The organism is Duganella sp. CY15W (genome assembly GCF_009857555.1).
Lineage (GTDB): Bacteria > Pseudomonadota > Gammaproteobacteria > Burkholderiales > Burkholderiaceae_D > Rugamonas > Rugamonas sacchari.
This window is the reverse complement of the sequence record NZ_WWCQ01000002.1, coordinates 473,357-496,943: the sequence shown is the minus strand read 5'-3', so window position 1 is coordinate 496,943 and position 23,587 is coordinate 473,357. Positions and strand designations below refer to the sequence as shown.

Here is a 23,587-nt window from a genome sequence, read left to right as displayed (position 1 = left end):
CCGAACTTATTTGCGGCGCAGGGCGGTGAAGGCGGTGAATTCCCAGGAGCGGAAGCCGACCAGCAGCGTGAAGCCGTCGCGTTCCTGCGGCGCCAGGCGGCGGTCGCTCTGGTGCAGCCGCGACAGCTCGCCCGCCAGTTGCTGGATGCGGCCGACCAGCTCCAGCGCACTGGGCAGCGACAGCCGCGCTGGCAGGCACATCAGCGTTTCGCCGGCGCCGTCGAAGCTGCCGCTGAAGTAGTCGTCGACGGCATGTTCGCGGAAGAACTGTTGTACCGGGCCGTCCGGCAGCCAGCGGAACGCGTTGGAGACGCGCAGGCGGTAGCGGTTCATCGGCTTGAGTTCGATCACGCCCAGCCGGTCCAGCTCGGCCAGCAGGACGATGCACTCGGGCTCGGTCAGCGTATAGGTTTCCAGCACCTGCTCCAGCGTCCAGTGCCCCAGGCAGCAGATCGCCATGAGCAGCAGGTTGGGATTGGCCAGCAGGGATTTTTCCTGCGGCAGCGTCAGACGGTCGGCCTGCGGCGTGGCGTCGGCAGCGCCGCGCAGCACGTCTTCCATCGGCACCCCGGCGGCCTTGCAGATTTGCGCCAGCCGCGACAGCGACATGTCCTGCTGGCCGAACATGCGTTTGACGCTGGACTCGCTCATCGAAATCCGCTCCGCCAGCATTTTGTAGGTGACGCCCGCCGCCCGCATCTGGGTCCGCAGCACTTGCAGCAGCAATTCCGGTGAACTCATTTCCAGCCTTGTTAAAAACAAAAAAGGTATCGTATCACGATACCTTTAGGTCTGAGAGCCAATCTTCGGAATAATCAATTAGTACATCGCAGCTAACTGACGCACACTCTAAACATCGACCGGGAGCGGGAGCCATGACGGGCCCCCGCCGAAGGTCACTGCTCATCCAGATGCCGTTTCGGATCGATTTTGGCCAGCAGGCGTTTGCTGGCCTGGCGGTCTGCCGATTGCGGCTTGGCGTGCGGGCCGGCGCCTCCGGCCCGCAGCTTGGCTGCCACGGCCACCGGGTTGCGCGGCGCCTTTTGCGATGGCTCAACGCGCATCGTCATCTTTTGCCGGGTTGCCAGGGCCTTGTTTGCCATGCCCGTTCCCTACAGCACGTAGCGCGACAGGTCTTCGTTGACCGCCAGCGCATCCAGACGCGCGTTGACATACGCGGCGTCAATCACAATGGTCTTGCCGCTGTCTTCGCTGGCCGTGAAGGACAGTTCTTCCAGCAGTTTTTCCATCACCGTGTACAGCCGGCGGGCGCCGATGTTTTCAGTGCGCTCGTTGACCGAGTAGGCGATCTCCGCCAGGCGGGTAATGCCTTCCTGCGCGAATTCCAGCTTGACGTCTTCGGTCGACAGCAGCGCTTCGTACTGCTTGGTCAGGCAGGCGTCGGTGCTGGTCAGGATGCGTTCGAAATCGGCGATCGACAGCGACTCCAGCTCGACGCGGATGGGGAAGCGGCCCTGCAGCTCGGGGATCAGGTCGGACGGCTTGGCCAGATGGAAGGCGCCCGAGGCGATGAACAGGATGTGGTCGGTCTTGATCATGCCGTACTTGGTGTTGACGGTCGTGCCTTCCACCAGCGGCAGCAGGTCGCGCTGCACGCCGGCGCGCGAGACATCGGCGCCGCCCACTTCCGAACGCGAGGCGATCTTGTCGATCTCGTCCAGGAAGACGATGCCGTTCTGTTCGACGTTCTGGATCGCCTTCTGCTTCATTTCTTCTTCGTTGATCAGCTTGGCCGCTTCTTCCTCGATCAGGATTTTCATGGCTTCCTTGATCTTGATTTTGCGCGCCTTCTTGCGCTGGCCGCCGATGCCGGAGAACATGGACTTGATCTGCTCGGTCATTTCTTCCATGCCCGGCGGCGCCATGATTTCCATTTGCGGACCGGTTTCGGCCAGCTCGATGTCGATTTCCTTGTCGTCCAGCTCGCCCTGGCGCAGGCGCTTGCGGAAGGTCTGGCGCGTGCTGTCGTCTTTCGGGGCGTCCGCGCCGGATGGCGTGAAGCCGAAATCGCGCGCCGGCGGCAGCAGGATGTCCAATACGCGGTCTTCCGCGGCATCTTCTGCGCGCGCGCGGACCTTGGCCATCTCGGCCTGGCGGGTCTGCTTGACGCCAATATCGATCAGGTCGCGGATGATGGTGTCGACGTCGCGGCCGACGTAACCGACTTCGGTGAACTTGGTGGCTTCAATCTTGATGAACGGCGCATCGGCCAGCTTGGCCAGGCGGCGCGCGATCTCGGTCTTGCCAACGCCGGTGGGGCCGATCATGAGGATGTTTTTCGGCGTGATTTCATGCCGCAGCGGTTCTTCCACCTGCTGGCGGCGCCAGCGGTTGCGCAGCGCGATGGCGACCGCCTTCTTGGCCTTGCCCTGGCCAACCACGTGTTTGTCGAGTTCGCCGACGATTTCCTGCGGGGTCATGTTCATGCTGGATCCAGTGTTTCAATGATGTGGTTCAGATTGGTGTAGATGCACAGCTCACCGGCAATGGTCAGTGATTTTTTGACGACTTCCGACGGCGACAGTTCCGTGTTCTCGACCAAGGCCTTGGCGGCCGATTGCGCGTAGGTGCCGCCCGAGCCGATGGCGCCCACGCCATCTTCCGGTTCCAGCACGTCGCCATTGCCGGTGATGACCAGCGTCGATTCGGCATCGGCCACCAGCAGCATGGCTTCCAGACGGCGCAGCACGCGGTCGGTGCGCCAGTCCTTGGCCAGCTCGACCGAGGCGCGCAGCAGATTGCCCTGGTGTTTTTCCAGCTTGCCTTCAAAGCGGTCCAGCAGCGTGAACGCGTCGGCGGTGCCGCCAGCGAAGCCGACCAGGACCTTGCCCTGGTACACCTTGCGCACCTTGCGGGCCGTGCCCTTCATGACGATATTGCCCAGCGTGACCTGACCATCGCCGCCCAGCGCGACCTGCTTGCTGCGGCGCACGCACAGGATGGTGGTGCCGTGAAATTGTTCCATAGTTACCTCAAAGTAATGATGCGGACTGCTTCAAGACTGGAAAATGGGGCTGGGAAACGGAATTGCAAGTTAATACTTGTGCGGGTAGATGCGCGCCAGGCTGGCGTAGCCGAGTAATCTTAACAGCGCCGTGACCAGATGGTTCACGTCGCGCAGGGCGATTTTGCGGCCCTCGCCTTGCGCCGCCAGCGCTTGCAGCACGGAATGCAGCTGGAGTGCGCTGGCGTAGTCGATGCGGGTCAGGCGCGAGCAGTCGAAGACCAGCGCCGGGTACTGTTCAGCATACTGCTGGATCGCCGGGAGTAAAGGCCCCAGCTGATGTTCTATGACGGGCGGCAGCATGAAGCGGTCGGATGAGGCGGCGATGTTCTGCACCGGCGCCATCGCCACTTGCTGTGGCGGCGTGAACGACGGCGGCGAGACTTCAAACGTCACGCAGTAGTCCATGGCCGTGTGCTCGAATTCCTTTTCGCGCTGTTGCAGCTGCAGCAGTTCCAGCAACAGCAGCCACGGCGCTTCGCCGCCTTCGCGGCGGCCGGTGGCGATGCCGTCGCGCAGCAGCGTGGCGAGGGCCGGGGCGCCGACCAGGATCAGTTCGCGCTGGCTGGCTTGCAGCTGGCGCAGCGTGTCCAGCAGCAGCGCGCAACCTTCGGCATCGACGGCGCTGACGCGGCTGAATTCAAGGCGCAGTACCGGGCTGCTGGCAGCTTGCTGGCGCAGTCGCTCCAGTTGTGGCGCGATGTGCTGGTCGAGCACGCCGGACAGGGCAGCGGTGGGCGTCAGGCCGGCCCAGCCAGGCGAGGCGGTGGCCAGCGCGGCCGGCGCATTCCATGGCGGCGGCGAGGTTTCAAACGTGCTCGCATAGTCGATCGACAGGCTGTCAAACGCGTCCTGCTGGCCGCTGACCTGGTACAGGTCGAACAGCATCCACCACGGCGTGCGGTCGCTGTTGAGGCCGGCCGTAGCGGCAACCGCGTCGCTGAGCATCTGCTCGGCGACGGCGCGCTGGCCGTTGGCGTACAGGATGGCGATTTCTTCCACCACGGGCGTGGCGGCATCGGCCACGGCCAGCGGCAGCGCGTCGTCGCCCAACAGCAGGGTGGTGGCGATGGCGTCGAAGGCGTCGTTGCCGGCGGCGCGCGGCGGCCGTACGGGACGCTGGCTGCCCCAGGCGGGTTCGGGCAGGTTGAAGATGTCGGCCGCCATGGCCGATTCAATCGCATCGATCTTCATGGCGGTGGCGCGGGCGATTTCGCGCTGGCGCGCTTGCTGGCTCTGGCGCTCGGCTTCGCTGTTGGCAGCCAGCCGCGCCGCTTCATCGTCGGTGAGCGGCGGCAAGGTCTCGGACTTCTTGAAGATAGAGAACAATCCCATAGCGACATAGTGTAGCCGCAAGCGGCGGCTTTGCCCCATTACCTATCGGACGGACTGTGCAAAACGGCGTAAAAAAAGCACGCGGGGTCAGGCGCGTGCTTTTTGCTGAGATGGAACGATCAGTCGCCGTACAGCTTCTGCTTCAGTTCGCGGCGTTGCTGGGCTTCCAGCGACAGCGTGGCGGTCGGACGCGCGATCAGGCGGGGAATGCCGATCGGTTCGCCAGTTTCTTCGCACCAGCCGTAGTCGTTGTTGTCGATGGCCACGATCGACTGCTGGACTTTCTTGAGCAGCTTGCGCTCGCGGTCGCGGGTGCGCAGTTCCAGCGCGTGCTCTTCCTCGATGGTGGCGCGGTCAGCGGGATCCGGCACCAGCACGGTTTCGCGCAAGTGCTCGGTGGTTTCGCCAGCGTTCTTCAGCAGCTCTTTTTCCAGCGCTTGCAGCTTGGCCTTGAAAAAGGCCATCTGCGCTGGATTCATATAATCCTTGTCATCCATCTTCAGAATTTCTTCTTCGGTCAGGATGCGCTCGGCGGCTGCTGGGGTCGATTTATTAGTTTTGGTCATAACTTCGCTTACCTTCGATACGACAGAGTTTGTCACATTAATCAGCCCGGGATTGTGGTTTTACCCACAAAACCGGGATAGTTTATACCAGACATTGTTCTAAACCGCTAATAAAGATGTCTTTGGGCAGATTTTTGCCGATAAATACCATTTTGCTGCCACGAACGTCGTTTTCTCCCCATTTTGCGCCCAGATCGCTGCCCATAATCTGGTGCACGCCCTGGAACACTACTTTACGATCAGCGTCCTGCATGAACAATACGCCTTTGTAGCGCAGCATGCGAGGACCGTAGACATTGATGAGGCCGCCGAGGAACTCGTCGAGCTTGGCGGTGTCAAACGGACGGTTGCTTTTGAACACGAACGCCGCGATGTCATCGGTGTGATGGCTGTGGTGATGGTCGTGATCGCAGTGCTCCCCATGCGCATGGTCATGCTCATGATGATGGTGATGGCCGCAGTGTTCGTCATGGACGTGGCCGTCTTCGTGGGTCTGCTCGGTCAGCAGGAAGTCGGGGTCCAGCTCCAGCTTGTCGTTGAGGTTGAAGCCTTTGAGGTCCAGCACCTCGGCAATCGGTGCGCGGCCAAAGTCGGACTTGCTGATCGGCGCGCGCGGGTTGATGCGGGTCAGGCGGGCGGTCAGCGCCGCCAGCTGGTCTGCGTTCACCAGATCGGCCTTGGACAGCAGCAGCTTGTCGGCGAAACCGACCTGGCGCTGGGCTTCTTCGTGCTGGTCCAGCTGGTCCATCGCGTGGCGCGCGTCCACCACGGTGACCACGGCGTCCAGCATGTAGTTAGCGCCCACTTCTTCGTCAACAAAGAAAGTCTGCGCTACCGGACCAGGATTGGCCAGGCCGGTGGTTTCGATGACCACGCGGTCAAACTGGATCTCGCCCGCTTCGCGCTTTTGCGCCAGATTGCTCAGCGCCACGATCAGGTCGCCGCGCACGGTGCAGCAGATGCAGCCGTTGTTCATTTCCACGATTTGTTCGCCGCTGTCCTGCACCAGGATTTCGTTGTCGATGTTTTCCTGGCCGAACTCGTTTTCAATGACGGCAATGCGCATGCCATGCTCTTCCTGCAGGATGCGATTGAGCAAGGTGGTCTTGCCGGCGCCCAGGAAGCCGGTGAGGATGGTGGTCGGAATCATAGCCATGTCGCGTTATCAGTGATCGGGGAACCCTAAATGGGGATCAAATGCAAAAATACAACCGGCCGATTATGCCGGAATTTTTGCGGCGCCAGCAATTCGCCTGATTGAGCGATATCAGTACGCGTTGGCTGGCGTTTATTTCAGTTTGGCGCGCGGATGGGCTTTGTCGTAGACCTCGGCCAGGTGCTGGAAGTCCAGCGCCGTGTAGACCTGGGTCGAGGCGATGCTGCTGTGGCCCAGCATTTCCTGCACCGCGCGCAGGTCACCCGAGGATTGCAGCACGTGCGAGGCAAACGAGTGGCGCAGCATGTGCGGATGCACGTGGACCGGCGCGCCGTGCTGGACGCCATGGGTTTGCAGGCGCTGCTGGATCACGCGCGGCGATACGCGTGTGCCGCGTGTGCTCAGGAACAGGGCGTCGCTGCCGTCGGTGGGCGCGGGCCGCACGGCCAGCCACGCCTGCAGCGCCTCCATGGCGGCGCTGCCGACCGGCACGCTGCGGCGCTTGTTGCCCTTGCCGGTGACAATGACTTCGCGGTTGCCGATTTCTACCCAGCCCAGGCCATCGCGGCTGGGCATGCGGTCCAGGCTGGCCAGCTCGGAGACGCGCAGGCCGCTGGAATACAGCAGCTCGAACATGGCGCGGTTGCACAGCTCGGCCGGCTCGCTGCCGGTGCCGGCCGCCGGGCGCGCGGGCGCCACCAGCTGCACCGCATCGTCAACCGACAGCGCGCGTGGCAGCGTCTTGGCGCGCTTGGGCGCACGCACGCCCTGGACCGGGTTGGCGGCCAGCGCCATTTTGTCGCTGAGCCAGTTGAAAAAGCCGCGCCAGCTGGACAGCTTGCGCGCAATCGAACGGGGATCGAGCTGCTGCGCGTGCAGCTTGGCGGCCAGGCGGCGGATCGCGAAATGGTCGATCTGCGGCCAGTCCTGGGCGCCGGTCAGTGTGGCCAGCGCCTGCAGGTCGCGCGCGTAGGCGGCAGTGGTGTGCTTCGACAGCTGCCGCACGCCGCCCAGATGGGCCAGGTAGGCGTCGATCCAGGCCAGCTTGCTGTCTGGAACGTCGCTCATGGCGCCGGGCCTCAGGCCAGCAGCCAGGCCAGCGCGGTGCTGGTGGTTTCGCCGATGTGGACCAGGAAGTCGGTGGCCATCAGCGCAGTGAAGCGGTTGGCGTCCTGCGAGCCCATGATGAGCAGGCCGAACGCTTGCTTGTCGCCCGGCTTGCGCAGCGGGATGATGACGGTGGAGACCACGGCGGTCGGATCGTCCAGCCAGCGCACCGCTTCAAAGTCCTTGTTGGCGCCGCAGTACGGCGCCAGCAGGCTGTTGGCGAAGATGCGGGCATCGTCCGACACGCCCTTGACGAACCACTCGTCGCGGTAGTCGGGCGCGGCGCCCCAGATACGCACGGTCGCCTGCGGCACTTCAAACGCGGTTTTCAGGCCGCTGGTCACCGCGTGTGGTAAGGAACCCACATCTTCCGATTGCAGCAGGGTCTGGGTCCAGCGGTGGAACTTGTTGGCGATGGCTTCGTTTTCGGAAGCCAGGCGCATCAGGTTGTGCATGCGCAGTTCCAGCGCTTTGTATTTGTCGCGCAACACTTCCATCTGGCGTTCCTGCAGCGATACGGCGCGGCCGGTCAGCGGACTGGATAACTTGATTTCTCCCAGCAGCTCAGCGTGCTCTTCGAAGAAATGCGGATGGTCGGTCAGGTATTGCGCGACGGCGTTGGAGTCCAGTGGGGAAGTCATTGAAGTACTTGGTAGGCTAGGTTGAACTGCAATTCTAAACGAAAAAAAACGGACATGGTGGACCCATGCCCGTCATTCCCCAACTCACGCTGGCAGTTCTTGGCGACTGCGCTGGTTAGAAGTTGTGGTGGATACCCACGCTGTAGAAGTTGAAAGTGGCCGCCGGCGTCAGCTTCTTGCGGGTGCCGTCGATGTACAGATAGGTGCGTGGCGACAGGTTGTAGTCATAGCCCAGCGAGAACTGCTTGGTCTTGGCGATGGCTGCGCTGTTGAGCACGTTGTCCGGGGTTTTCTGGCCGAAGCCGGCGCGTATCATGCCGGCGCCGATGTTGTAGTTGGCGCCGATCAGCCAGGCCTTGGTGATCGGATTGATCGGCACGCTGTAGTCCTGGTCCTGGCGCTGGTAGGAGCCCATGAGCTTCAGGTCGGGAATCGGCTTGAACGAGGCGCCGATCGACCACAGCTTGGTGGACACGGCGTTACGTTCATACGCCACATAGGCCGCGCCCGGGCCGTTGGTCACGGTCGCGCTCAGCGAGTACGGGTTGACCGGCGCCATGGTGTTGGCCGGGAATTGCGGCAGGGTGGCCGTGCCGCGGCCAATGATGACCGGGTTGTTGGCAGCCTCCTTGGTGCCGACGGTAACGTTGAGCTGGAAGATGCCGCCGATCACTGGCGTGTTGTAGAACACGGCGTTGGAGAAACGGTTGGCCGAGTTGCCGGCCGGGCTCAGCGGATCGGAGGTATAGCCCGCCACTTGCAAGTCGGTCTGGTAGCCGGCCACGGCCGGCATGCCGGCCCACGGTTCAAACGCGGTGCTGGTTTCCTGGAACGCGGTCAGCGCGCGGCCGATCCGCAGCGTACCGAAGTCGCCCTGCAGCCCGACACGGCTCTGGCCCTGGAACAGGGGACGGGTGGTGTTTTCAATCACGCCGGTGTCCGGCTCGTAGCGGATCTCCAGTTGGAACAGCGCCTTGAGGCCGCTGCCGAGGTCTTCCACGCCACGGAAACCAAGTTTGTTGTTATCGCGTTTGCCGACGGCAGTCACGTCGGTATCGGTGCGCCGCGAAACACCTGCATCCAGCGTGCCGTAAATCACCACGGACGATTGCGCGTAGGCGACAGAAAATACGCCAGTCAGTGCCAGAGCCACCAGAGTTTTTTTCATTTGTGATTCCTTTATAAGTGTAGTTCTCATCCCCACTGCTGCAAGACTGCCGGTTGCTAGAACCTTAATGGCTGGCTGCGGCAATTGTGCTGGAATGGTCGATTGTGACGAGTTGTTTTGGTCGAAAGCCGTGTAAGCCCGGCTTCCTGTTGTATTTTTGAAACGCTTGCCCGTCCCCTTATTTGCCCCGTTCCGAGCGCGATTTGCATGCATCAGGGCATAAAAACAGCTCTAGCGTACAGGTCGGAGCGGGGGAGGGCGCTTGTGGCAGATCAAGCCGCTACGCATATTGTTTGGGCGTATGGCTGGTGTGTGGCGTCAATCGCACGCTAAACTTAGGTTCATATGGCGCCGCAGACAACACAGCGGCGTCCCCCGCTTTCGATGAATCGCATTCATAAAGAGACGATGGCCAATCGAGAAGAGTTAGGGATCATACGTGGCGCCCGTGCCGGAGACGCGGACTGCCAACTGGCGCTGGGCAAGCTCTACTTGTTTGGCGGCGCCGGTCTGCCGCTCAACATGCCAACCGCGCTGCACTGGCTGAGCCGTGCCGCCCGGCAGGAGCTGGTGGAGGCATGGCGCCTGATCGGCAGCCACATTCCCTATGACATTGCCCGGAACTGCCTGCCCGATGTGCTGCGCTGGTATGAGCGCGCCTATGACGCCGGCATCGAACACGCGGGCCTGGTGCTGGCGCAGCTGGTGCTGCAGCATCCGGTGCAAGCCGGGGCCACCGCCTTGCACGGCAAGGCACAACAGGCGCTGGAAGTGGCCGCGCGCGCCGGCCTGACCGAAGCGCAATGGCTGCTCACGCAGCAACACGGCGGCGGTCCGCTCAGCCCTGCCGCAGCGGCGCCGCGCCGCGTGCGTCCTGTCGCGGTACGCCGGCCTGCGCCGCAGATGTGGCGCGCGGACAACGCGATTGCCGCCGCGGACTATCAACGGCTGGACCAGCTGTGGCAGCAAGACCCCACGGCATTCCTGCAAGCGGCACGGTCGTTGCTGGGACCGTTGCTGGCAGAGGCGCCCGCCGATGCGGAAGCGGCGCGCGCCACCGACTGGCTGCCGGGGCCGCAGCAACTCAGCTTGCTGGCCCGCTGCGCCGACCTGCTGCCGCCGGCCGACCTCGACGCCGAACTGCATCAATGCCGGGAATTGGCCGCCTACGCGGGCGAACGCAGCGCCCAGCTGGCGCTGGGCCTGTGGTTTGCCCGCATGGATGGCGACGGCAAGCGGCAGAGCAATGGCATTGCCGCCGTCAACTTCAAGCGCGCGATCCGCTGGCTGACGCTGGCCGGCGAGCAAGGCCTGGCGGATGCGTGGTACGCGCTGTCGCGCATCTATCTGAAACCCGAGTTTTCCCAGCGCTGCGTGGCGGAGGCGCAAAGCTATCTGGAGCGGGCGGCCGAAATGGGCCATTGCGGCGCGCAGCTCGAGTGCGGCATGTACGCGTGGCGCAACCGCCGCACGGATGAGTACAGCGATGTACGCGCCGCCTACTGGCTGCAAAAAGCGGCTGCGCAAGGCTGCGCGGAAGCGGAGACGGCGCTGGCGCGGGTTGCTGCCGCGCCCAAGGAAGCGGGCTGGATGGCAAGCCTGTTGGCGTGTCTGACGCGGGAGCTATTGGAAAGCCAGCCCTTGCTGGCGGCGCGGCTGGAGCTGGCCGCCTTGTTCGGTCTGAGCCGGGCGGAAGCGCTGCTGCTGGATGTGAAGGCGGCTGACCAGGGCCATTGCCTGGTGGTGGACATCCGCGCCAGCTACGGCCGCAGCAAGCGCCGGCTGGTGCTGCTGCGCACGGCGCGCGAGCGGCAGGCGCTGGACCGCATCGTGCGCTTGTTTGAATCCATCGACAGCGGGCCGGATGGGCTGGAAGGCAACTACCGCCAGCGCCTGTACCGGCTCAAGACCTGGCTGCCGGCCGTCGGCGACGACCTGCTGGCTGCCTAGATCTCGATTTCGCCCTCAAACACGGTCACGGCCGGGCCGGTCAGGAATACCGGCTTGCCTTCGCCGGCCCAGGCTACCGACAGCTGGCCGCCGCGCGCATCGACGCGCACCGGGCTGTCCAGCAGGCCACGACGGATGCCGGCCACCACGGCCGCACACGAACCTGTGCCGCACGCCAGCGTCTCGCCCACGCCGCGTTCGAACACGCGCAGCTTGACGTGCTGGCGGCTGACCACCTGCATGAAGCCAGCATTGACGCGGTTCGGGAAACGGCAGTGATGCTCGATCAGCGGGCCGGTCAGTTCCACCGGCGCGGTATCGACTTCCGGCACCACCTGCACCGCATGCGGATTGCCCATGGACACCACCGAGATCAGCACGCTTTCGCGCGCGCCGCCCAGTTCCAGCACCAGCGGCCACAGCGTATCCTGGCCTTGCTGTTCACCATGCAGGCCTTCCGCGTCAAACGGCACGCGAGCCGGCTCCAGCACTGGCGCGCCCATGTCGACCGTGATGCTGCCGTCGATTTCCAGGCGCGGCGCGATCACGCCGGCCTTGGTCTGCACGGTAATCGATTGCTTGTCGGTCAGCCCTTTTTCCGACACGAATTTCACGAACGCGCGCGAGCCATTGCCGCATTGCTCCACTTCGCCGCCGTCGGCATTGAAAATGCGATAGCGGAAATCGCAGCCCGCTTCGGTAGGCCTTTCCACCAGCAGGATCTGGTCGGCACCGACGCCGAAACGGCGGTCGCCCAGCAGCTTCCATTGCGCCGGCGTGAAATCGATGTGCTGGTTGACGCCGTCGATGACAACGAAGTCGTTGCCGGCGCCGTGCATTTTGGTGAATTTCAGTTTCATGGGCTTTTAGTGTTGGCTGTACAGCGAAGGCTCGCCTTGCGGGCGCGTCTTGAAGCGTTTGTGGGTCCAGAAGTATTCTGCCGGCGCTTCGCGCACCCGCTCTTCAATGAACTGGTTCATGCGGCGGGTCGCGGCCACCATGTCCTCACCCGGGTAATTGTCCCACACTGGATAAAATTTCACACGCCAGCCCTGGTAATCGGGCAGGAAGGTGGCGATCACCGGCATCACCTGCGCGCCGGTGGTGGCGGCAATGCGCGCGGTGGCGGTCAGCGTGGCGGCCTGGATGCCGAAGAAGGGCACGAACTCGGCGTCCTTCTCGCCGAAGTCCATGTCCGGCAGCATGAAGTAGGGCAGCTTGTCGCGCAGCGCGCGCAGGATGGGCTTGATGCCGTCCTGGCGCGTGAACAGCTTGACCGGCTTGAAGCGCGCGCGGCCGGCGCGCAGCACCTGGTCAAACGCGGCGTTCTTTTGCGTCACATACATCGACGAGGCGCTGGCTTCCATGGCGATCGAGGCGCCCGCCACATCAAGGCAAACGAAATGCGGGCACAGCAGGATGGTCGGCTTTTCCGTCATCTGGGCCACCGGGATCTCGCCGGCCGGCTCAATCCGGATCAGCTTTTTCAGACGCGACTCCGGCGCCCACCACAGGATGGCGCGCTCCCACACGCTGCGCGAATACGCCTGGAAGTGGCGGCGTGCAATGTCCACGCGCTCGGCTTCAGTCAGCTCCGGCATGCACAGGCGCAGATTGGTCAGCGCGATATGGCGGCGCGAGCGCAGCAGCACAAACAGCAGGCTGCCGATGGCGTCGCCAAAGCGGCCCAGCACCGGCAGCGGCAGCCAGTGCAGCAGCCACATTATTCCTAACATCAATTTCATACTTGTTCTCCCGCCGATGGTGCGTCAATTCCATGCGGCACCTTGTAGCGGTTGTAACTCCAATAATATTGCGACGGCTCGCGCACGATCAGGCGTTCCATGGCGGTGTTAATCGCCTGGGCCTGGTCGGCGCTATCGCCTTCCAGCGTGCCGTCAAAGGGCACGAAGCGTATCACATAGCCTTTGCCGCCGGGCAGACGCTGCGCGTACGTGACGATGATGGTGGCGTCGCCAAGCAGGGCCAGCTTGGCCGGCAAGGTCATGGTGTAGGCGTCGCGGCCAAAGAAAGTGGCCCACACGCCTTCGCCTTCCTGCGGCACCTGGTCGGGCAGCACACCGACTGGCTTGCCTTTCTTGAGGCACTTGGCCAGCATGCGTACGCCGGACATATTGGCTGGCGCCAGCAGCAGGTTGTTGCGCGCGCGGGCGCCTTCGATGAGCGGCTTGAGTGCGGCTTTTTTAGGCGGACGGTACATCACCATGAGCTCGGTGCGCAGGGCGATTTCCTGGGCGACGATTTCAAAACAGCCCAGGTGCGGCGTCATGAAGACGATGCCGCGGCCGGCGTCCAGCTCGGTCTGCACCAGTTCCCAGTTCTCCAGCGTGGCATGGCGCGACACGCGCGCCGGGTCGGCGCACCAGATAAAGGGCAGTTCGATGATGCTCTTGCCGGCCTCCGCCACGGCGGCGCTCAGATGCTGGCTGACGCCGGCCTGGCGCATATTGTCGCGCATGCGGCGGCGGTAGGACGGCGACGTCCAGTACACCACCCAGCCCAGTGCTGCACCGACGGCATGCAAAAATGGCAATGGGAAGATCGAGAGAAAACGGAAGATGGGAACCAGCATGTCGTTTTTGTGCCTGTGTCAGAAGCAAGTTTTTTCAAAAAAGCGTAAAATACCATGAGAGTAGTAGCCGCTGAGTTAATGACAACTTGCGAAGCGGGATATAAATATCGCTAAAGCGTCGCAAGCCATCGTGGTAAGCGACAATTCCGTTTACACCCCTATATCAGGAGCTTGCGATGTCAAATGATTATCTTTTCACCTCTGAATCCGTCTCGGAAGGTCACCCAGACAAGGTCGCTGACCAGATTTCCGATGCCATTCTCGACGCGATTCTGGCCCAGGACCCGAAAGCCCGTGTTGCCGCTGAAACGCTGTGCAATACCGGCCTGGTCGTGCTGGCAGGTGAAATCACCACCCACGCCAACGTTGATTATATTCAAGTTGCGCGCGAAACCATCAAGCGCATCGGCTACGACAACACCGAATACGGCATCGACTACAAGGGTTGCGCCGTGCTGGTCGCCTACGACAAGCAATCGCCGGACATCGCTCAGGGCGTGGACGAAGGCGCAGGCCTGGATCTGGACCAGGGCGCGGGCGACCAGGGCCTGATGTTTGGCTACGCTTGCGATGAAACCGCTGAACTGATGCCGGCCGCGATCCACTACGCCCACCGTCTGGTGGAGCGCCAGTCGCAACTGCGCAAGGACGGCCGCCTGCCATGGCTGCGTCCAGATGCCAAATCGCAAGTCACGCTGCGCTACGTCAACGGCCGTCCGGTTGCCGTGGACACCGTGGTGCTGTCGACCCAGCACGCGCCAGAGATGCAGCACAAGGCGATTGAAGAAGCCGTCATCGAAGAAATCATCAAACCGGTGCTGCCAAAAGAATGGCTGCAGGACACCAAGTACCTGGTCAACCCGACCGGCCGTTTCGTGATTGGCGGCCCGCAAGGCGACTGCGGTCTGACCGGCCGCAAGATCATCGTTGACACCTACGGCGGCGCTTCGCCACACGGTGGCGGCGCGTTCTCGGGCAAAGACCCGTCCAAGGTCGACCGTTCGGCTGCCTACGCCGCGCGCTATGTCGCCAAGAACGTGGTGGCCGCCGGCCTGGCGCGCCAGTGCCAGGTGCAGGTGTCGTACGCGATTGGCGTGGCCCGTCCGATCAACATTACCGTGTACACCGAAGGCACCGGCGTGATCTCGGACGAGAAAATCGCCGAACTGGTGCAAGAGCACTTCGACCTGCGCCCGAAAGGCATCGTGCAGATGCTGGACCTGCTGCGTCCGATCTACGCCAAGACCGCCGCCTACGGCCACTTCGGCCGCGAAGAGCCGGAGTTCTCGTGGGAGCGCACCGACAAGGCCGCCATCCTGCGCGCTGCGGCCGGCCTCAAGTAATCAAGCTCAGCCTTAGCTGAAAACACCAACGCCCCGGATTCGGGGCGTTGTGCTATCTGGCGTGCTACGTTGGCCGCTTGGGCGGCGGCGGGATCGGGTTGGGCGGTTCGTAGCGCCTGGGGTCGTCTTTATGAATCATCATGCGTCCTTTATTGATAGTCGATGGTGCGATTCACCGCTTCCTGCGTGCTGATGCGTAGCGCCTGCGTGAGCAGCAAATCATGCGGAAACTGGCTGACCTCCACACGGTAGGCGCTCCTGAAGCCCAGCAGTTTCTTCTCGAAATCCGCGACTGGAAAATCCGCATTGATTTTCATGCGGACGATGAGCGAGCCTATATCAATCACCATCGCGCTCAGTGCGGTGGCCAAGGCCGTATGGATCTTGAGTTTGTCGGCGACCGCCAGCTGTTTGGAAATGATGGCCAGCAGCGTACTGGCTGACGTGAACATCGGCCATAAAAAAGTATAGTCGCTATTTTTCCAGAATACGAGGCCGGCGAGCGCCGCGCCGCCGGACGCGATGGCGACGGCAATCTTGGTTACGCTGTCCAGCCAGACCCAGCGTGCCAGCAGCGCGGTTTCCAGCTCGGCGGCATAGCTGGCGCGGTACAGCAGGTCATGGGTTTCGTTCCAGATGGCGTCGCGCGGATCGATGGTCATGGCGGCACTCGCGGGCAAAAATAAAATATAGGCCGGCCCTGCCGGCAGCGGTTTGCGCCCCCACAAACGGGCGGATTGTTGTCGCCATCCCGGTTTAACGATGCTAAAATGCATGTTCCGAGGAGCGCTGCGACGAACTTTGCTTCGCCAGGCTCGGAGATCCCCAACTGCGCTCACGTTACTTTTTTCAACTCATGAAAGGAGGGCGTGATGAACGCCGTACTCAAATCCGCTCAAGACTACCTGGTTGCCGATATTTCGCTGGCGCCATGGGGCAACAAAGAAATCAAGATTGCTGAAACCGAAATGCCTGGCCTGATGGCCATTCGCGAAGAGTTCGCTGCTGCGCAGCCGCTGAAAGGCGCGCGCATCACCGGTTCGCTGCACATGACCATCCAGACCGCCGTGCTGATCCAGACCCTGGAAGCACTGGGTGCGCAAGTGCGCTGGGCATCGTGCAATATCTACTCGACCCAGGACCACGCTGCAGCGGCCATCGCCGCCAACGGCACCCCGGTGTTCGCGATCAAGGGCGAAACCCTGGACGAATACTGGGAGTACACCCACCGCATCTTCGAATGGCCTAACGATGCCGCTGGCAACCCGGTCTATTCGAACATGATCCTGGACGACGGCGGCGACGCCACGCTGCTGCTGCACCTGGGCGCGCGCGCTGAAAAAGATATCTCGGTACTGGCCGCGCCTGGCTCGGAAGAAGAAATCTGCCTGTTCAACGCCATCAAGGCCCGCCTGGCCAAAGATCCGGCCTGGTACTCCAAGCGTCTGCCGCACATCCTGGGCGTGACCGAAGAAACCACCACTGGCGTGCACCGCCTGTACCAGATGCACAAAGAAGGCAAGCTGGCCTTCCCTGCGATCAACGTCAACGACTCTGTCACCAAGTCGAAGTTCGACAACCTGTACGGCTGCCGCGAATCGCTGGTGGACGGCATCAAGCGCGCGACTGACGTCATGATCGCCGGCAAGATCGCCGTGATCGCCGGTTACGGTGACGTCGGCAAGGGCTCGGCCCAGGCCATGCGCGCGCTGTCGGCGCAAGTATGGGTGACCGAGATCGATCCGATCTGCGCGCTGCAGGCAGCGATGGAAGGCTACCGCGTGGTGACCATGGATTACGCTGCCGAGCATGGCGACATCTTCGTCACCTGCACCGGCAACTATCACATCCTGACCGAAGCGCACATCCTGAAGATGAAGGACCAGGCCATCGTCTGCAACATCGGCCACTTCGACAACGAGATCGACGTTGCTGCACTGAAGAAGTACACCTGGGAAAACATCAAGCCGCAAGTGGACCACGTGATCTTCCCATCGGGCAAACGCATCATCCTGCTGGCCGAAGGCCGTCTGGTCAACCTGGGTTGCGGCACTGGCCACCCTTCGTACGTGATGTCGTCGTCGTTCGCCAACCAGACCATCGCCCAGATCGAACTGTATGCCAACACTGCCAAGTACCCGGTGGGTGTGTACGTGCTGCCTAAGCACCTGGATGAAAAAGTCGCGCGCCTGCAGCTGAAAAAACTGAATGCGCAGCTGACCGTGCTGACCGAAGAGCAAGCGGCCTACATCGGCGTGACGCAAGAAGGTCCGTACAAGCCAGACCACTACCGTTATTAATCTGAAAGCGGGGCCAATGGCCCCGCTTTTTTTGCAGCGAGAACTTTACATGCGTTTGGTCCTTACCTGGTTAATCAATGCAATTGCCTTGCTGGCAGTGCCTTACCTGATGCATTCCGTCGATGTCATAAGCATTAAGGCGGCCCTCGTCGCGGCGCTTGTACTAGGCCTGGTCAATACGCTGATACGTCCTGTGTTACTGTTGCTGACGCTGCCCGTGACCCTGCTGTCACTGGGCTTGTTCATCTTTATCGTCAACGGCTTCATGTTCTGGCTGGTGGCGCAGTGGGTGGATGGCTTCCACGTCGACAGCTTCCTGTCGGCCGTCGGTGGCGCTCTGCTGTACAGCGTGATTTCCTGGGCTTTGTCTACCTTACTTCTGAAGAACCCAGATGGACAATCCTAATTTCAGTATCGAATTCTTCCCGCCGAAAACGCCGGAAGGCGCGGAAAAGCTGCGCGCCACGCGCACCAAGCTGTCCGCATTAAAACCGAAGTATTTTTCCGTGACCTTTGGCGCCGGCGGCACCACGCAGCGCGGCACGCTGGACACCGTAGTGGAAATCCTGGCCGCGGGTGAAGACGCCGCGCCGCACCTGTCCTGCGTGGGCGGTACGCGCGAGTCGATCCGCGACATCCTGGCCGAGTTCAAATCGCATAACATCAAGCGCATCGTTGCGCTGCGCGGCGACCTGCCGAGCGGCTACGGCGCGGCCGGCGAGTTCCGTTATGCGAATGAGCTGGTGGAATTCATCCGCCAGGAGACGGGCGATCACTTCCACATCGAAGTGGCGGCCTATCCGGAAGTCCACCCGCAGGCGCGTTCGCCGCAGGACGACCTGCAGGCGTTTGAACGCAAGATCAAGGCGGGCGCCAACTCGGCGATCACGCAGTACTTCTACAACGCGGATGCCTACTTCCAGTTTGTCGAGCAAACCAACAAGCTGGGCATCAACGTGCCTATCGTGCCGGGCATCATGCCGATCACGAACTACACGCAGCTGATGCGCTTCTCGGATATGTGCGGTGCCGAGATTCCGCGCTGGGTGCGTTTGAAGCTAGCCAGCTTCGGCGACGATTCGGCCTCGATCAAGGCCTTTGGTCTGGACGTGGTCACGGCATTGTGCGAACGCCTGCTCAAAGGCGGTGCGCCAGGCCTGCACTTCTACAGCATGAACCAGGCCGCGGCGACCACCGCGCTGTGGCAACGCCTGGTTTAAGCGGATTCGGTCACGATGCGGTCCAGCGCCACATCGTGACCGTCGCTGTCAAAGCGCACCTGCAGGCACTGATACGCAATGCCCAGTGTCTGCGGGCGCGGATCGTAACGCGCCAGCGTGCGGTCGTAGAATCCTCCGCCATATCCAAGGCGATACCCTTGCGGGCTGAAACCCAGGCAGGGCACCAGCAGCGCCGGTGGATACGCCGCCTGCAAGCGCAGGTCGGCCGGCACCGCGACTCCCATCGCATCCTTGACCATGGCCTCGCCGATGCTCCATTCGGCAAACTCCAGCGCCGCATGTTTTTCCACCACCACCGGCAGCATCAGCTTCGCGCCCAGGCGTGACAGCTCGGCGTAGGCCGCATGCAGATCCGGTTCGTCGCGCAGTGGCCAGTAGACGCCCAGCGCGGCCGGCTGCGCGGCCTTCCACCAGGCGATCACCTGCGTGCCAATCGCATGGTCCCAGGCCGCGCGCATGCCGCTGTCGATGGCGCGGCGTGCGGTCAGCAGTTGCTTCCGTAAATCCGCCTTCTGTACTGGTGAGTTGGCATCGCTGCGTGGTATTCTTGGAGCGCTGGTCATAATTGATTCAAGTCTTAAGAGAGTTGCACATTGATTTCTGCTTCGAAATGGATTGCCGGCGCCCTCGTCGTTGCCTTAACCTCGTTCGCCCACGCCGACGACACCGATAGCCGCAGGGATGATGATGCCTTCCTGCTGCTGCGCGATGCCGTACGCCAGGACGACGCTTCCAAAGCGGATTTCTACGCCGCGCGCCTGCCCAACTATTCCATCCCGTCGTATGTCGACTATTATCGGCTGAAATCGCATTTGAAGGATGCCGCGCCGGAGGAAATCCGCAGCTTCTTCAAACGCTACGAAGGCCAGGCGATTGTCGATCGCCTGCGCAACGACTGGCTGCTGGAGCTGGGCCGCAAACGCGACTGGGCGACGTTCGACGAGCAGCTGCCGCTGTTCGTGCTCAACGACGATACCCAAGTCAAATGCTATGCGCTGATTTCGCGCGCCCTCAAGGGCCAGAAAGTCGGCGATGAAGCACGCGCCTTGCTGACCGCGCCCAACGGCTACGGCCAGCCGTGCGCTGACCTCATCGCCACCTTGTACCAGAACGGCCAGTTCAACACCGAGGACCTGTACGCGCAATTGCGCCTGTCCGGCGAATACAACGCCACCGGCCAGGCGCGCCGCATCGTCACGCTGCTCGACGGCCCGGAAAAGAAAGCCGTGCAAGCGGTTGATTTGCCGACGGTGGCGGTGGCCAAGGGCATTGGGAATGGCAAGGTCGAACATCAGATCTACATCGTCGCCATCGGCCGCCTGGCCAAGACCAGCGTCAAGCTGGCGGTGCTGGCGCTGAACAAGGCCACGCCGAAGATGACGGCGCAGGAGCAGCAGCAGGCCTGGGCTGCGATTGCGCTGCAATCGTCGTACACGCTGGCGCCGGAAACCAGCGACTACTGGAAGCGCGCCAACGGTGCACCGCTGTCGATCGACCAGATGCAATGGAAGACCCGCATCGCGCTGCGCAGCGGCGACTGGCGCCAGGTCGAGAACACTATCCGCGCCATGCCGTCGGCGCTGCGCAATGAACCGACCTGGGTCTACTGGCTGGGCCGCGCCCTGATGGCGCGCGATGGCGTCAGCAGCCAGCCAGGCGGCGAAGCGCTGCAGCTGTTCCGCAGCATCTCGGAGCAGTCGAATTACTACGGCCAGCTGGCGCTCGAAGAAACCGGCCGGCTGATTACGATTCCCACGCCGGGCCAGCCGATTTCGCAAGCGGAGATCGCGCCGATGGCGGCCAACCCCAACTTCCAGCGTGCGCTGAAGTTCTTCAGCATGCGCCTGCGCTTTGAAGGCACGCGTGAATGGAACTGGGGCTTGCGCGGCATGAGCGAGCGCGATCACCTGGCCGCCGCCGAATTCGCGCGCCAGAACAATATACTCGACCGCATGGTCAACACCTCGGAGCGTACCCGCATCCAGGTCGATTACACGCAGCGCTTCCCGTCGCCGCACAACGACGTCATGCATCCTGCCACGCAGACGCTGGGCCTGGACAAGGCCTGGGTGTATGGCCTGATCCGCCAGGAATCGCGCTTCATCATGGACGCGCAGTCGCATGCCGGCGCGTCGGGCCTGATGCAGGTGATGCCGTCCACCGGACGCTGGATCGCCAAGAAAATCGGCCTCACCGATTTTGCGCAGGAGATGCTGGGCGATGTGCGCTACAACATCATGCTGGGCACGAACTACCTGAACATGGTGCTGGGGAATATGGACGGCTCGCAGGTGCTGGCCACTGCGGCTTACAATGCGGGTCCGGGGCGCCTGCGCACCTGGCGCTCGACGCTGACCAAACCGATGGACAGCACCGTGTTCATCGAATCGATTCCTTACGTCGAGACGCGCACTTACGTCAAGAACGTGATGTCGAATACCGCGTACTATGCGGCGCTGTTTGAAGGGCGGCCGCAATCGCTGAAGGCACGCCTGGGCACCGTGGCGCCGAAAGGCTATACCGAACAGGAAGAACAGGAAACCAGCTTCGTGCCGCGCTGATTCCCCACCCTACAGGAACGACTCATCATGCAGACTACCCAACTTGATCCAGGCCTGTCGCAAGCGCTGGCCGCAGCGCGCTCGCCGGGCCTGACGCTCGTCATCGGCAACAAGAACTATTCGTCGTGGTCCATGCGCCCATGGGTGGCGATGACCGCGTTCGGCATCCCGTTCCAGGAAGTGCGCGTGCTGCTGGACCAGGACGACACCGCCAACCGCATCTGCAGCTACTCGGCTTCCGGCCGCGTACCGGTGCTGCTGGCCGGCGAGGAAATGACCATCTGGGACAGCCTGGCGATCTGCGAATATCTGGCCGAGCAGTTCCCCGAGCTGCATCTGTGGCCGCAGGACGTGGCGGCGCGCGCCATGGCGCGTTCCGTGTGCGCCGAAATGCACGCCGGCTTCAGCGATCTGCGCAACTCGATGTCCATGAATATCCGCGGCAGCTATCCGGGCAAGGGCCGCACGCCGGGCACGCAGGCCGACATTGGCCGCATCAGCGAAATCTGGGAAGAGTGCCTGTCACGTTTTGGCCATCACCAGTTCCTGTTCGGCGACTTCTCGATTGCCGATGCCTACTTCGCTCCGGTGGTGTGCCGCTTCCGTACCTACGGCGTGACGCTGGCGCCAGCGCTGGACGCCTATTGCCAGCGCGTACTGGCCCATCCTGCCGTCGCGCGCTGGATTAACGAAGCCTTGGCCGAAACCGAAGTGGCGCCCAAGCACGACGCTGAAATGCCGGACTGAGACCATGCAGACTTACGTAGTAGGCGGCGCCGTTCGTGATGCGCTGCTAGGCCTGCCGGTCAAGGATCACGACCACGTGGTGGTGGGCGCGACGCCGGATGACATGATCGCCCGAGGCTTCCGCCCGGTCGGCAAAGACTTCCCCGTGTTCCTGCATCCGAAAACGCAGGAGGAATACGCGCTGGCCCGCACCGAGCGCAAAACCGCGCCCGGTTATAAAGGCTTTGTGTTCCACACGTCGGCGGATGTCACGCTGGAAGAAGACCTGGTGCGCCGTGACCTGACCATCAACGCGATTGCGCGCGCAGACGATGGCACGCTCACCGATCCGTACGGCGGCCAGCGCGATATTGAACAGCGCATCTTCCGCCACGTATCGGAAGCGTTTGCGGAAGACCCGGTACGCATCCTGCGTCTGGCGCGCTTTGCTGCGCGCTTCAGTGATTTCCAGGTCGCCCCTGAAACCAACGCATTGATGAAGCAGATGGTGGAGCAGGGCGAAGTCGATGCGCTGGTGGCGGAGCGCGTGTGGCAGGAGCTGTCGCGTGGCCTCATGGAGCAAAAGCCCTCCCGCATGTTCGACGTGCTGCGTGATTGCGGTGCACTGGCGCGCATCCTGCCGGAACTGGATGTCTTGTGGGGCGTGCCGCAGCCGGAGAAATGGCACCCGGAAATCGACACCGGCGTCCATGTGATGCAGGTGATCGACTGCGCCGCCAGACTGGAACGCGACCTGCCGACACGCTTCGCCTGCCTGATGCACGATCTGGGCAAGGGTGTCACGCCGTCCGCAAACTGGCCGGCGCATCACGGCCATGAAGGCATGGGCGTCAAGCTGGTGGAGCAAGTCTGCAAACGCCTGCGCGTACCAACCGAGTGCCGCGACCTGGCGGTGATGACCGCGCGTGAACACGGCAACGTCGGCCGCGCATTGCAGCTGCGTTCCAACACCATCGTCACCTTGTTCGAACGTTGCGACGCCTTCCGCAAGCCGGCGCGTTTTTCGCAGATGCTGCTGGCGACGGAATGCGATGCGCGTGGCCGGATTGGACCGGATGCCAGCTATGCCGATGCAGCGTTCCCGCAACTGGCGCATCTGGAGATGGCGCTGGCGGCAGCACGCGGCGTCAATGCGGGCGAAATTGCGCAAAGCTGTGCCGACAATCCGCAACGCATCCCTGAGCGCGTGCACGGCGCGCGCGTGTCGGCCGTCAAGGCAGCGTTGAACGCAGCTGACGACGAAGACGAGTCCTAGATCAGTGTGGCCGATCTGGTCACGGTGCAGTACTCACCGTGCAGATTGGCCAGCGTCATGTCGTGCACTTCCTGTGCTGTGCGCGGCTCGCCGCTCCAGTCAATGCGGTCGAAAGTAAAGCAGGCGTCTTCCACCAGCCAGACTGTGAATCCCAGATTGCCTGCCATCCGCACCGTCGCGTCCACCGAATTGCTGGTCGAGACGCCCGCGATCACCAGCGTGTCCAGGCCGCGCTCGCGCAGATGCGCTTCCAGTTCCGTGCCGATGAATGCGCTGTTGGTCTGTTTGGCGAACAGCGTTTCGCCTTGCAACGGCAGCACCTCCGGCTTGAACGCGTGGCCGGGCTGGCCCGGCCGGTAGGTCGATGCCGGCTCGGTCGAGTCATGGCGGATATGGATGACGGGCCGGCCTGCGGCACGCCACGCTTGCAGCAGCGCGCCGGCCACACGTTCGGCGTCGGGATGGTTGCGCGGTCCCCAGCTGGGATTGTCGACGGCTTGCTGCAGATCGACCAGCAGCAGCACGGCGTTAAAAGGTAGTGAGTTCATGCAGTCATTGTGCATGGATGCGCTGGATATCGCCATTGCATATAATTGTCT

24 protein-coding genes and 1 riboswitch are annotated in these 23,587 nt (G+C 62.6%); of the genes, 8 read left to right on the top strand and 16 right to left on the bottom strand.

Annotated features, from left to right (window positions below; all coding sequences use genetic code 11):
• Window positions 1–6: 6 nt before the first annotated feature.
• From GTP58_RS11750 to GTP58_RS11705, 10 genes are all read right to left on the bottom strand, one after another.
• Window positions 7–741, bottom strand: a complete 735-nt coding sequence (locus tag GTP58_RS11750) for a helix-turn-helix transcriptional regulator (protein ID WP_161077638.1) — start codon at window positions 739–741, stop codon at window positions 7–9.
• A gap of 155 nt (window positions 742–896) precedes the next feature.
• A complete protein-coding gene (locus tag GTP58_RS11745; RefSeq protein ID WP_161077637.1) occupies window positions 897–1,103 on the bottom strand; it encodes a hypothetical protein in 207 nt (68 codons plus the stop codon).
• A gap of 9 nt (window positions 1,104–1,112) precedes the next feature.
• On the bottom strand, window positions 1,113–2,447 hold the full coding sequence (gene hslU, locus GTP58_RS11740) for an ATP-dependent protease ATPase subunit HslU (RefSeq protein ID WP_161077636.1): 1,335 nt from the start codon (window positions 2,445–2,447) through the stop codon (window positions 1,113–1,115).
• Window positions 2,444–2,986, bottom strand: coding sequence for an ATP-dependent protease subunit HslV (gene hslV, locus GTP58_RS11735; protein WP_161077635.1), 543 nt, complete (start codon window positions 2,984–2,986; stop codon window positions 2,444–2,446). The genes hslU and hslV overlap by 4 nt, the downstream gene beginning before the upstream one ends.
• Window positions 2,987–3,055: 69 nt before the next feature.
• On the bottom strand, window positions 3,056–4,360 hold the full coding sequence (locus GTP58_RS11730) for an STAS domain-containing protein (protein ID WP_161077634.1): 1,305 nt from the start codon (window positions 4,358–4,360) through the stop codon (window positions 3,056–3,058).
• 119 nt (window positions 4,361–4,479) lie between these two features.
• Complete coding sequence (dksA, locus tag GTP58_RS11725; RefSeq protein WP_072788156.1) at window positions 4,480–4,926, bottom strand: RNA polymerase-binding protein DksA; 447 nt, start codon at window positions 4,924–4,926, stop codon at window positions 4,480–4,482.
• An 82-nt stretch (window positions 4,927–5,008) separates the two neighbouring features.
• Window positions 5,009–6,082 carry a GTP-binding protein gene (locus GTP58_RS11720; protein ID WP_161077633.1) on the bottom strand — a complete coding sequence of 358 codons (1,074 nt, stop codon included), beginning with the start codon at window positions 6,080–6,082 and terminating at the stop codon, window positions 5,009–5,011.
• 132 nt (window positions 6,083–6,214) lie between these two features.
• Window positions 6,215–7,150: a tyrosine recombinase XerC gene (locus GTP58_RS11715; protein WP_161077632.1), complete on the bottom strand. Its 936-nt coding sequence runs from the start codon at window positions 7,148–7,150 to the stop codon at window positions 6,215–6,217.
• Between the two features lie 11 nt (window positions 7,151–7,161).
• The gene (locus GTP58_RS11710) at window positions 7,162–7,830 is read right to left on the bottom strand and encodes a DUF484 family protein (protein ID WP_161077631.1); all 669 of its coding nucleotides are present in this window, start codon (window positions 7,828–7,830) and stop codon (window positions 7,162–7,164) included.
• Window positions 7,831–7,945: 115 nt separating this feature from the next.
• Window positions 7,946–8,998 carry a porin gene (locus GTP58_RS11705; RefSeq protein WP_161077630.1) on the bottom strand — a complete coding sequence of 351 codons (1,053 nt, stop codon included), beginning with the start codon at window positions 8,996–8,998 and terminating at the stop codon, window positions 7,946–7,948.
• A 408-nt stretch (window positions 8,999–9,406) separates the two neighbouring features.
• On the opposite strand from GTP58_RS11705, the gene GTP58_RS11700 reads away from it, so the two are divergent.
• Window positions 9,407–10,948 (top strand): SEL1-like repeat protein, encoded by a 1,542-nt coding sequence (locus GTP58_RS11700; protein ID WP_161077629.1) that lies wholly within the window; start codon window positions 9,407–9,409, stop codon window positions 10,946–10,948.
• Here the strand turns inward: GTP58_RS11700 and dapF are convergent.
• The 3 genes from dapF to GTP58_RS11685 are packed head-to-tail and all read right to left on the bottom strand — an operon-like array spanning window position 10,945 to window position 13,541.
• A complete protein-coding gene (gene dapF / locus GTP58_RS11695) occupies window positions 10,945–11,808 on the bottom strand; it encodes a diaminopimelate epimerase (protein ID WP_161077628.1) in 864 nt (287 codons plus the stop codon). The genes GTP58_RS11700 and dapF overlap by 4 nt on opposite strands.
• 6 nt (window positions 11,809–11,814) lie before the next feature.
• Complete coding sequence (locus tag GTP58_RS11690; RefSeq protein ID WP_072788162.1) at window positions 11,815–12,693, bottom strand: lipid A biosynthesis acyltransferase; 879 nt, start codon at window positions 12,691–12,693, stop codon at window positions 11,815–11,817.
• Window positions 12,690–13,541, bottom strand: a complete 852-nt coding sequence (locus tag GTP58_RS11685) for a lysophospholipid acyltransferase family protein (RefSeq protein ID WP_161077627.1) — start codon at window positions 13,539–13,541, stop codon at window positions 12,690–12,692. The genes GTP58_RS11690 and GTP58_RS11685 overlap by 4 nt, the downstream gene beginning before the upstream one ends.
• A gap of 176 nt (window positions 13,542–13,717) precedes the next feature.
• On the opposite strand from GTP58_RS11685, the gene metK reads away from it, so the two are divergent.
• Window positions 13,718–14,884 (top strand): methionine adenosyltransferase, encoded by a 1,167-nt coding sequence (gene metK / locus GTP58_RS11680; protein ID WP_161077626.1) that lies wholly within the window; start codon window positions 13,718–13,720, stop codon window positions 14,882–14,884.
• 149 nt (window positions 14,885–15,033) lie between these two features.
• On the opposite strand, the gene GTP58_RS11675 is transcribed toward metK, so the two are convergent.
• Window positions 15,034–15,546: a hypothetical protein gene (locus GTP58_RS11675; RefSeq protein WP_161077625.1), complete on the bottom strand. Its 513-nt coding sequence runs from the start codon at window positions 15,544–15,546 to the stop codon at window positions 15,034–15,036.
• Between the two features lie 113 nt (window positions 15,547–15,659).
• Window positions 15,660–15,728, top strand: a riboswitch (S-adenosyl-L-homocysteine riboswitch).
• Between the two features lie 28 nt (window positions 15,729–15,756).
• Here GTP58_RS11675 and ahcY point away from each other — a divergent pair.
• The 3 genes from ahcY to metF are packed head-to-tail and all read left to right on the top strand — an operon-like array spanning window position 15,757 to window position 18,404.
• Window positions 15,757–17,184 (top strand): adenosylhomocysteinase, encoded by a 1,428-nt coding sequence (gene ahcY / locus GTP58_RS11670; protein WP_161077624.1) that lies wholly within the window; start codon window positions 15,757–15,759, stop codon window positions 17,182–17,184.
• A gap of 49 nt (window positions 17,185–17,233) precedes the next feature.
• Window positions 17,234–17,590: a phage holin family protein gene (locus GTP58_RS11665; protein WP_072788172.1), complete on the top strand. Its 357-nt coding sequence runs from the start codon at window positions 17,234–17,236 to the stop codon at window positions 17,588–17,590.
• Window positions 17,577–18,404, top strand: a complete 828-nt coding sequence (gene metF, locus GTP58_RS11660) for a methylenetetrahydrofolate reductase [NAD(P)H] (RefSeq protein WP_072788174.1) — start codon at window positions 17,577–17,579, stop codon at window positions 18,402–18,404. The genes GTP58_RS11665 and metF overlap by 14 nt, the downstream gene beginning before the upstream one ends.
• Here metF and GTP58_RS11655 read toward each other — a convergent pair.
• Window positions 18,401–18,988 (bottom strand): 5-formyltetrahydrofolate cyclo-ligase, encoded by a 588-nt coding sequence (locus GTP58_RS11655; RefSeq protein ID WP_161077623.1) that lies wholly within the window; start codon window positions 18,986–18,988, stop codon window positions 18,401–18,403. The genes metF and GTP58_RS11655 overlap by 4 nt on opposite strands.
• Before the next feature lie 30 nt (window positions 18,989–19,018).
• Between GTP58_RS11655 and GTP58_RS11650 the strand changes: the two genes are divergently transcribed.
• From GTP58_RS11650 to GTP58_RS11640, 3 genes are read left to right on the top strand one after another with little or no spacing between them, the layout of a single operon-like run.
• Window positions 19,019–20,986, top strand: coding sequence for a lytic transglycosylase domain-containing protein (locus tag GTP58_RS11650; protein ID WP_161077622.1), 1,968 nt, complete (start codon window positions 19,019–19,021; stop codon window positions 20,984–20,986).
• 27 nt (window positions 20,987–21,013) lie between these two features.
• On the top strand, window positions 21,014–21,733 hold the full coding sequence (locus GTP58_RS11645; protein WP_161077621.1) for a glutathione S-transferase family protein: 720 nt from the start codon (window positions 21,014–21,016) through the stop codon (window positions 21,731–21,733).
• Between the two features lie 4 nt (window positions 21,734–21,737).
• Window positions 21,738–22,988 carry a multifunctional CCA addition/repair protein gene (locus tag GTP58_RS11640; protein WP_161077620.1) on the top strand — a complete coding sequence of 417 codons (1,251 nt, stop codon included), beginning with the start codon at window positions 21,738–21,740 and terminating at the stop codon, window positions 22,986–22,988.
• On the opposite strand, the gene GTP58_RS11635 is transcribed toward GTP58_RS11640, so the two are convergent.
• The gene (locus GTP58_RS11635) at window positions 22,985–23,536 is read right to left on the bottom strand and encodes a cysteine hydrolase family protein (protein ID WP_161077619.1); all 552 of its coding nucleotides are present in this window, start codon (window positions 23,534–23,536) and stop codon (window positions 22,985–22,987) included. The two genes, GTP58_RS11640 and GTP58_RS11635, sit on opposite strands and share 4 nt — an antisense overlap.
• Window positions 23,537–23,587: the final 51 nt, after the last annotated feature.

Excerpts from the sequence above, each read along its gene's own strand:
- GTP58_RS11750 (WP_161077638.1), bottom strand. The coding sequence starts at position 741 with ATGAGTTCACCGGAATTGCTGCTGCAAGTGCTGCGGACCCAGATGCGG.
- GTP58_RS11745 (WP_161077637.1), bottom strand. The coding sequence starts at position 1,103 with ATGGCAAACAAGGCCCTGGCAACCCGGCAAAAGATGACGATGCGCGTT.
- hslU (WP_161077636.1), bottom strand. The coding sequence starts at position 2,447 with ATGAACATGACCCCGCAGGAAATCGTCGGCGAACTCGACAAACACGTG.
- hslV (WP_161077635.1), bottom strand. The coding sequence starts at position 2,986 with ATGGAACAATTTCACGGCACCACCATCCTGTGCGTGCGCCGCAGCAAG.
- GTP58_RS11730 (WP_161077634.1), bottom strand. The coding sequence starts at position 4,360 with ATGGGATTGTTCTCTATCTTCAAGAAGTCCGAGACCTTGCCGCCGCTC.
- dksA (WP_072788156.1), bottom strand. The coding sequence starts at position 4,926 with ATGACCAAAACTAATAAATCGACCCCAGCAGCCGCCGAGCGCATCCTG.
- GTP58_RS11720 (WP_161077633.1), bottom strand. The coding sequence starts at position 6,082 with ATGGCTATGATTCCGACCACCATCCTCACCGGCTTCCTGGGCGCCGGC.
- GTP58_RS11715 (WP_161077632.1), bottom strand. The coding sequence starts at position 7,150 with ATGAGCGACGTTCCAGACAGCAAGCTGGCCTGGATCGACGCCTACCTG.
- GTP58_RS11710 (WP_161077631.1), bottom strand. The coding sequence starts at position 7,830 with ATGACTTCCCCACTGGACTCCAACGCCGTCGCGCAATACCTGACCGAC.
- GTP58_RS11705 (WP_161077630.1), bottom strand. The coding sequence starts at position 8,998 with ATGAAAAAAACTCTGGTGGCTCTGGCACTGACTGGCGTATTTTCTGTC.
- GTP58_RS11700 (WP_161077629.1), top strand. The coding sequence starts at position 9,407 with ATGGCCAATCGAGAAGAGTTAGGGATCATACGTGGCGCCCGTGCCGGA.
- dapF (WP_161077628.1), bottom strand. The coding sequence starts at position 11,808 with ATGAAACTGAAATTCACCAAAATGCACGGCGCCGGCAACGACTTCGTT.
- GTP58_RS11690 (WP_072788162.1), bottom strand. The coding sequence starts at position 12,693 with ATGAAATTGATGTTAGGAATAATGTGGCTGCTGCACTGGCTGCCGCTG.
- GTP58_RS11685 (WP_161077627.1), bottom strand. The coding sequence starts at position 13,541 with ATGCTGGTTCCCATCTTCCGTTTTCTCTCGATCTTCCCATTGCCATTT.
- metK (WP_161077626.1), top strand. The coding sequence starts at position 13,718 with ATGTCAAATGATTATCTTTTCACCTCTGAATCCGTCTCGGAAGGTCAC.
- GTP58_RS11675 (WP_161077625.1), bottom strand. The coding sequence starts at position 15,546 with ATGACCATCGATCCGCGCGACGCCATCTGGAACGAAACCCATGACCTG.
- ahcY (WP_161077624.1), top strand. The coding sequence starts at position 15,757 with ATGAACGCCGTACTCAAATCCGCTCAAGACTACCTGGTTGCCGATATT.
- GTP58_RS11665 (WP_072788172.1), top strand. The coding sequence starts at position 17,234 with ATGCGTTTGGTCCTTACCTGGTTAATCAATGCAATTGCCTTGCTGGCA.
- metF (WP_072788174.1), top strand. The coding sequence starts at position 17,577 with ATGGACAATCCTAATTTCAGTATCGAATTCTTCCCGCCGAAAACGCCG.
- GTP58_RS11655 (WP_161077623.1), bottom strand. The coding sequence starts at position 18,988 with ATGACCAGCGCTCCAAGAATACCACGCAGCGATGCCAACTCACCAGTA.
- GTP58_RS11645 (WP_161077621.1), top strand. The coding sequence starts at position 21,014 with ATGCAGACTACCCAACTTGATCCAGGCCTGTCGCAAGCGCTGGCCGCA.
- GTP58_RS11640 (WP_161077620.1), top strand. The coding sequence starts at position 21,738 with ATGCAGACTTACGTAGTAGGCGGCGCCGTTCGTGATGCGCTGCTAGGC.
- GTP58_RS11635 (WP_161077619.1), bottom strand. The coding sequence starts at position 23,536 with ATGAACTCACTACCTTTTAACGCCGTGCTGCTGCTGGTCGATCTGCAG.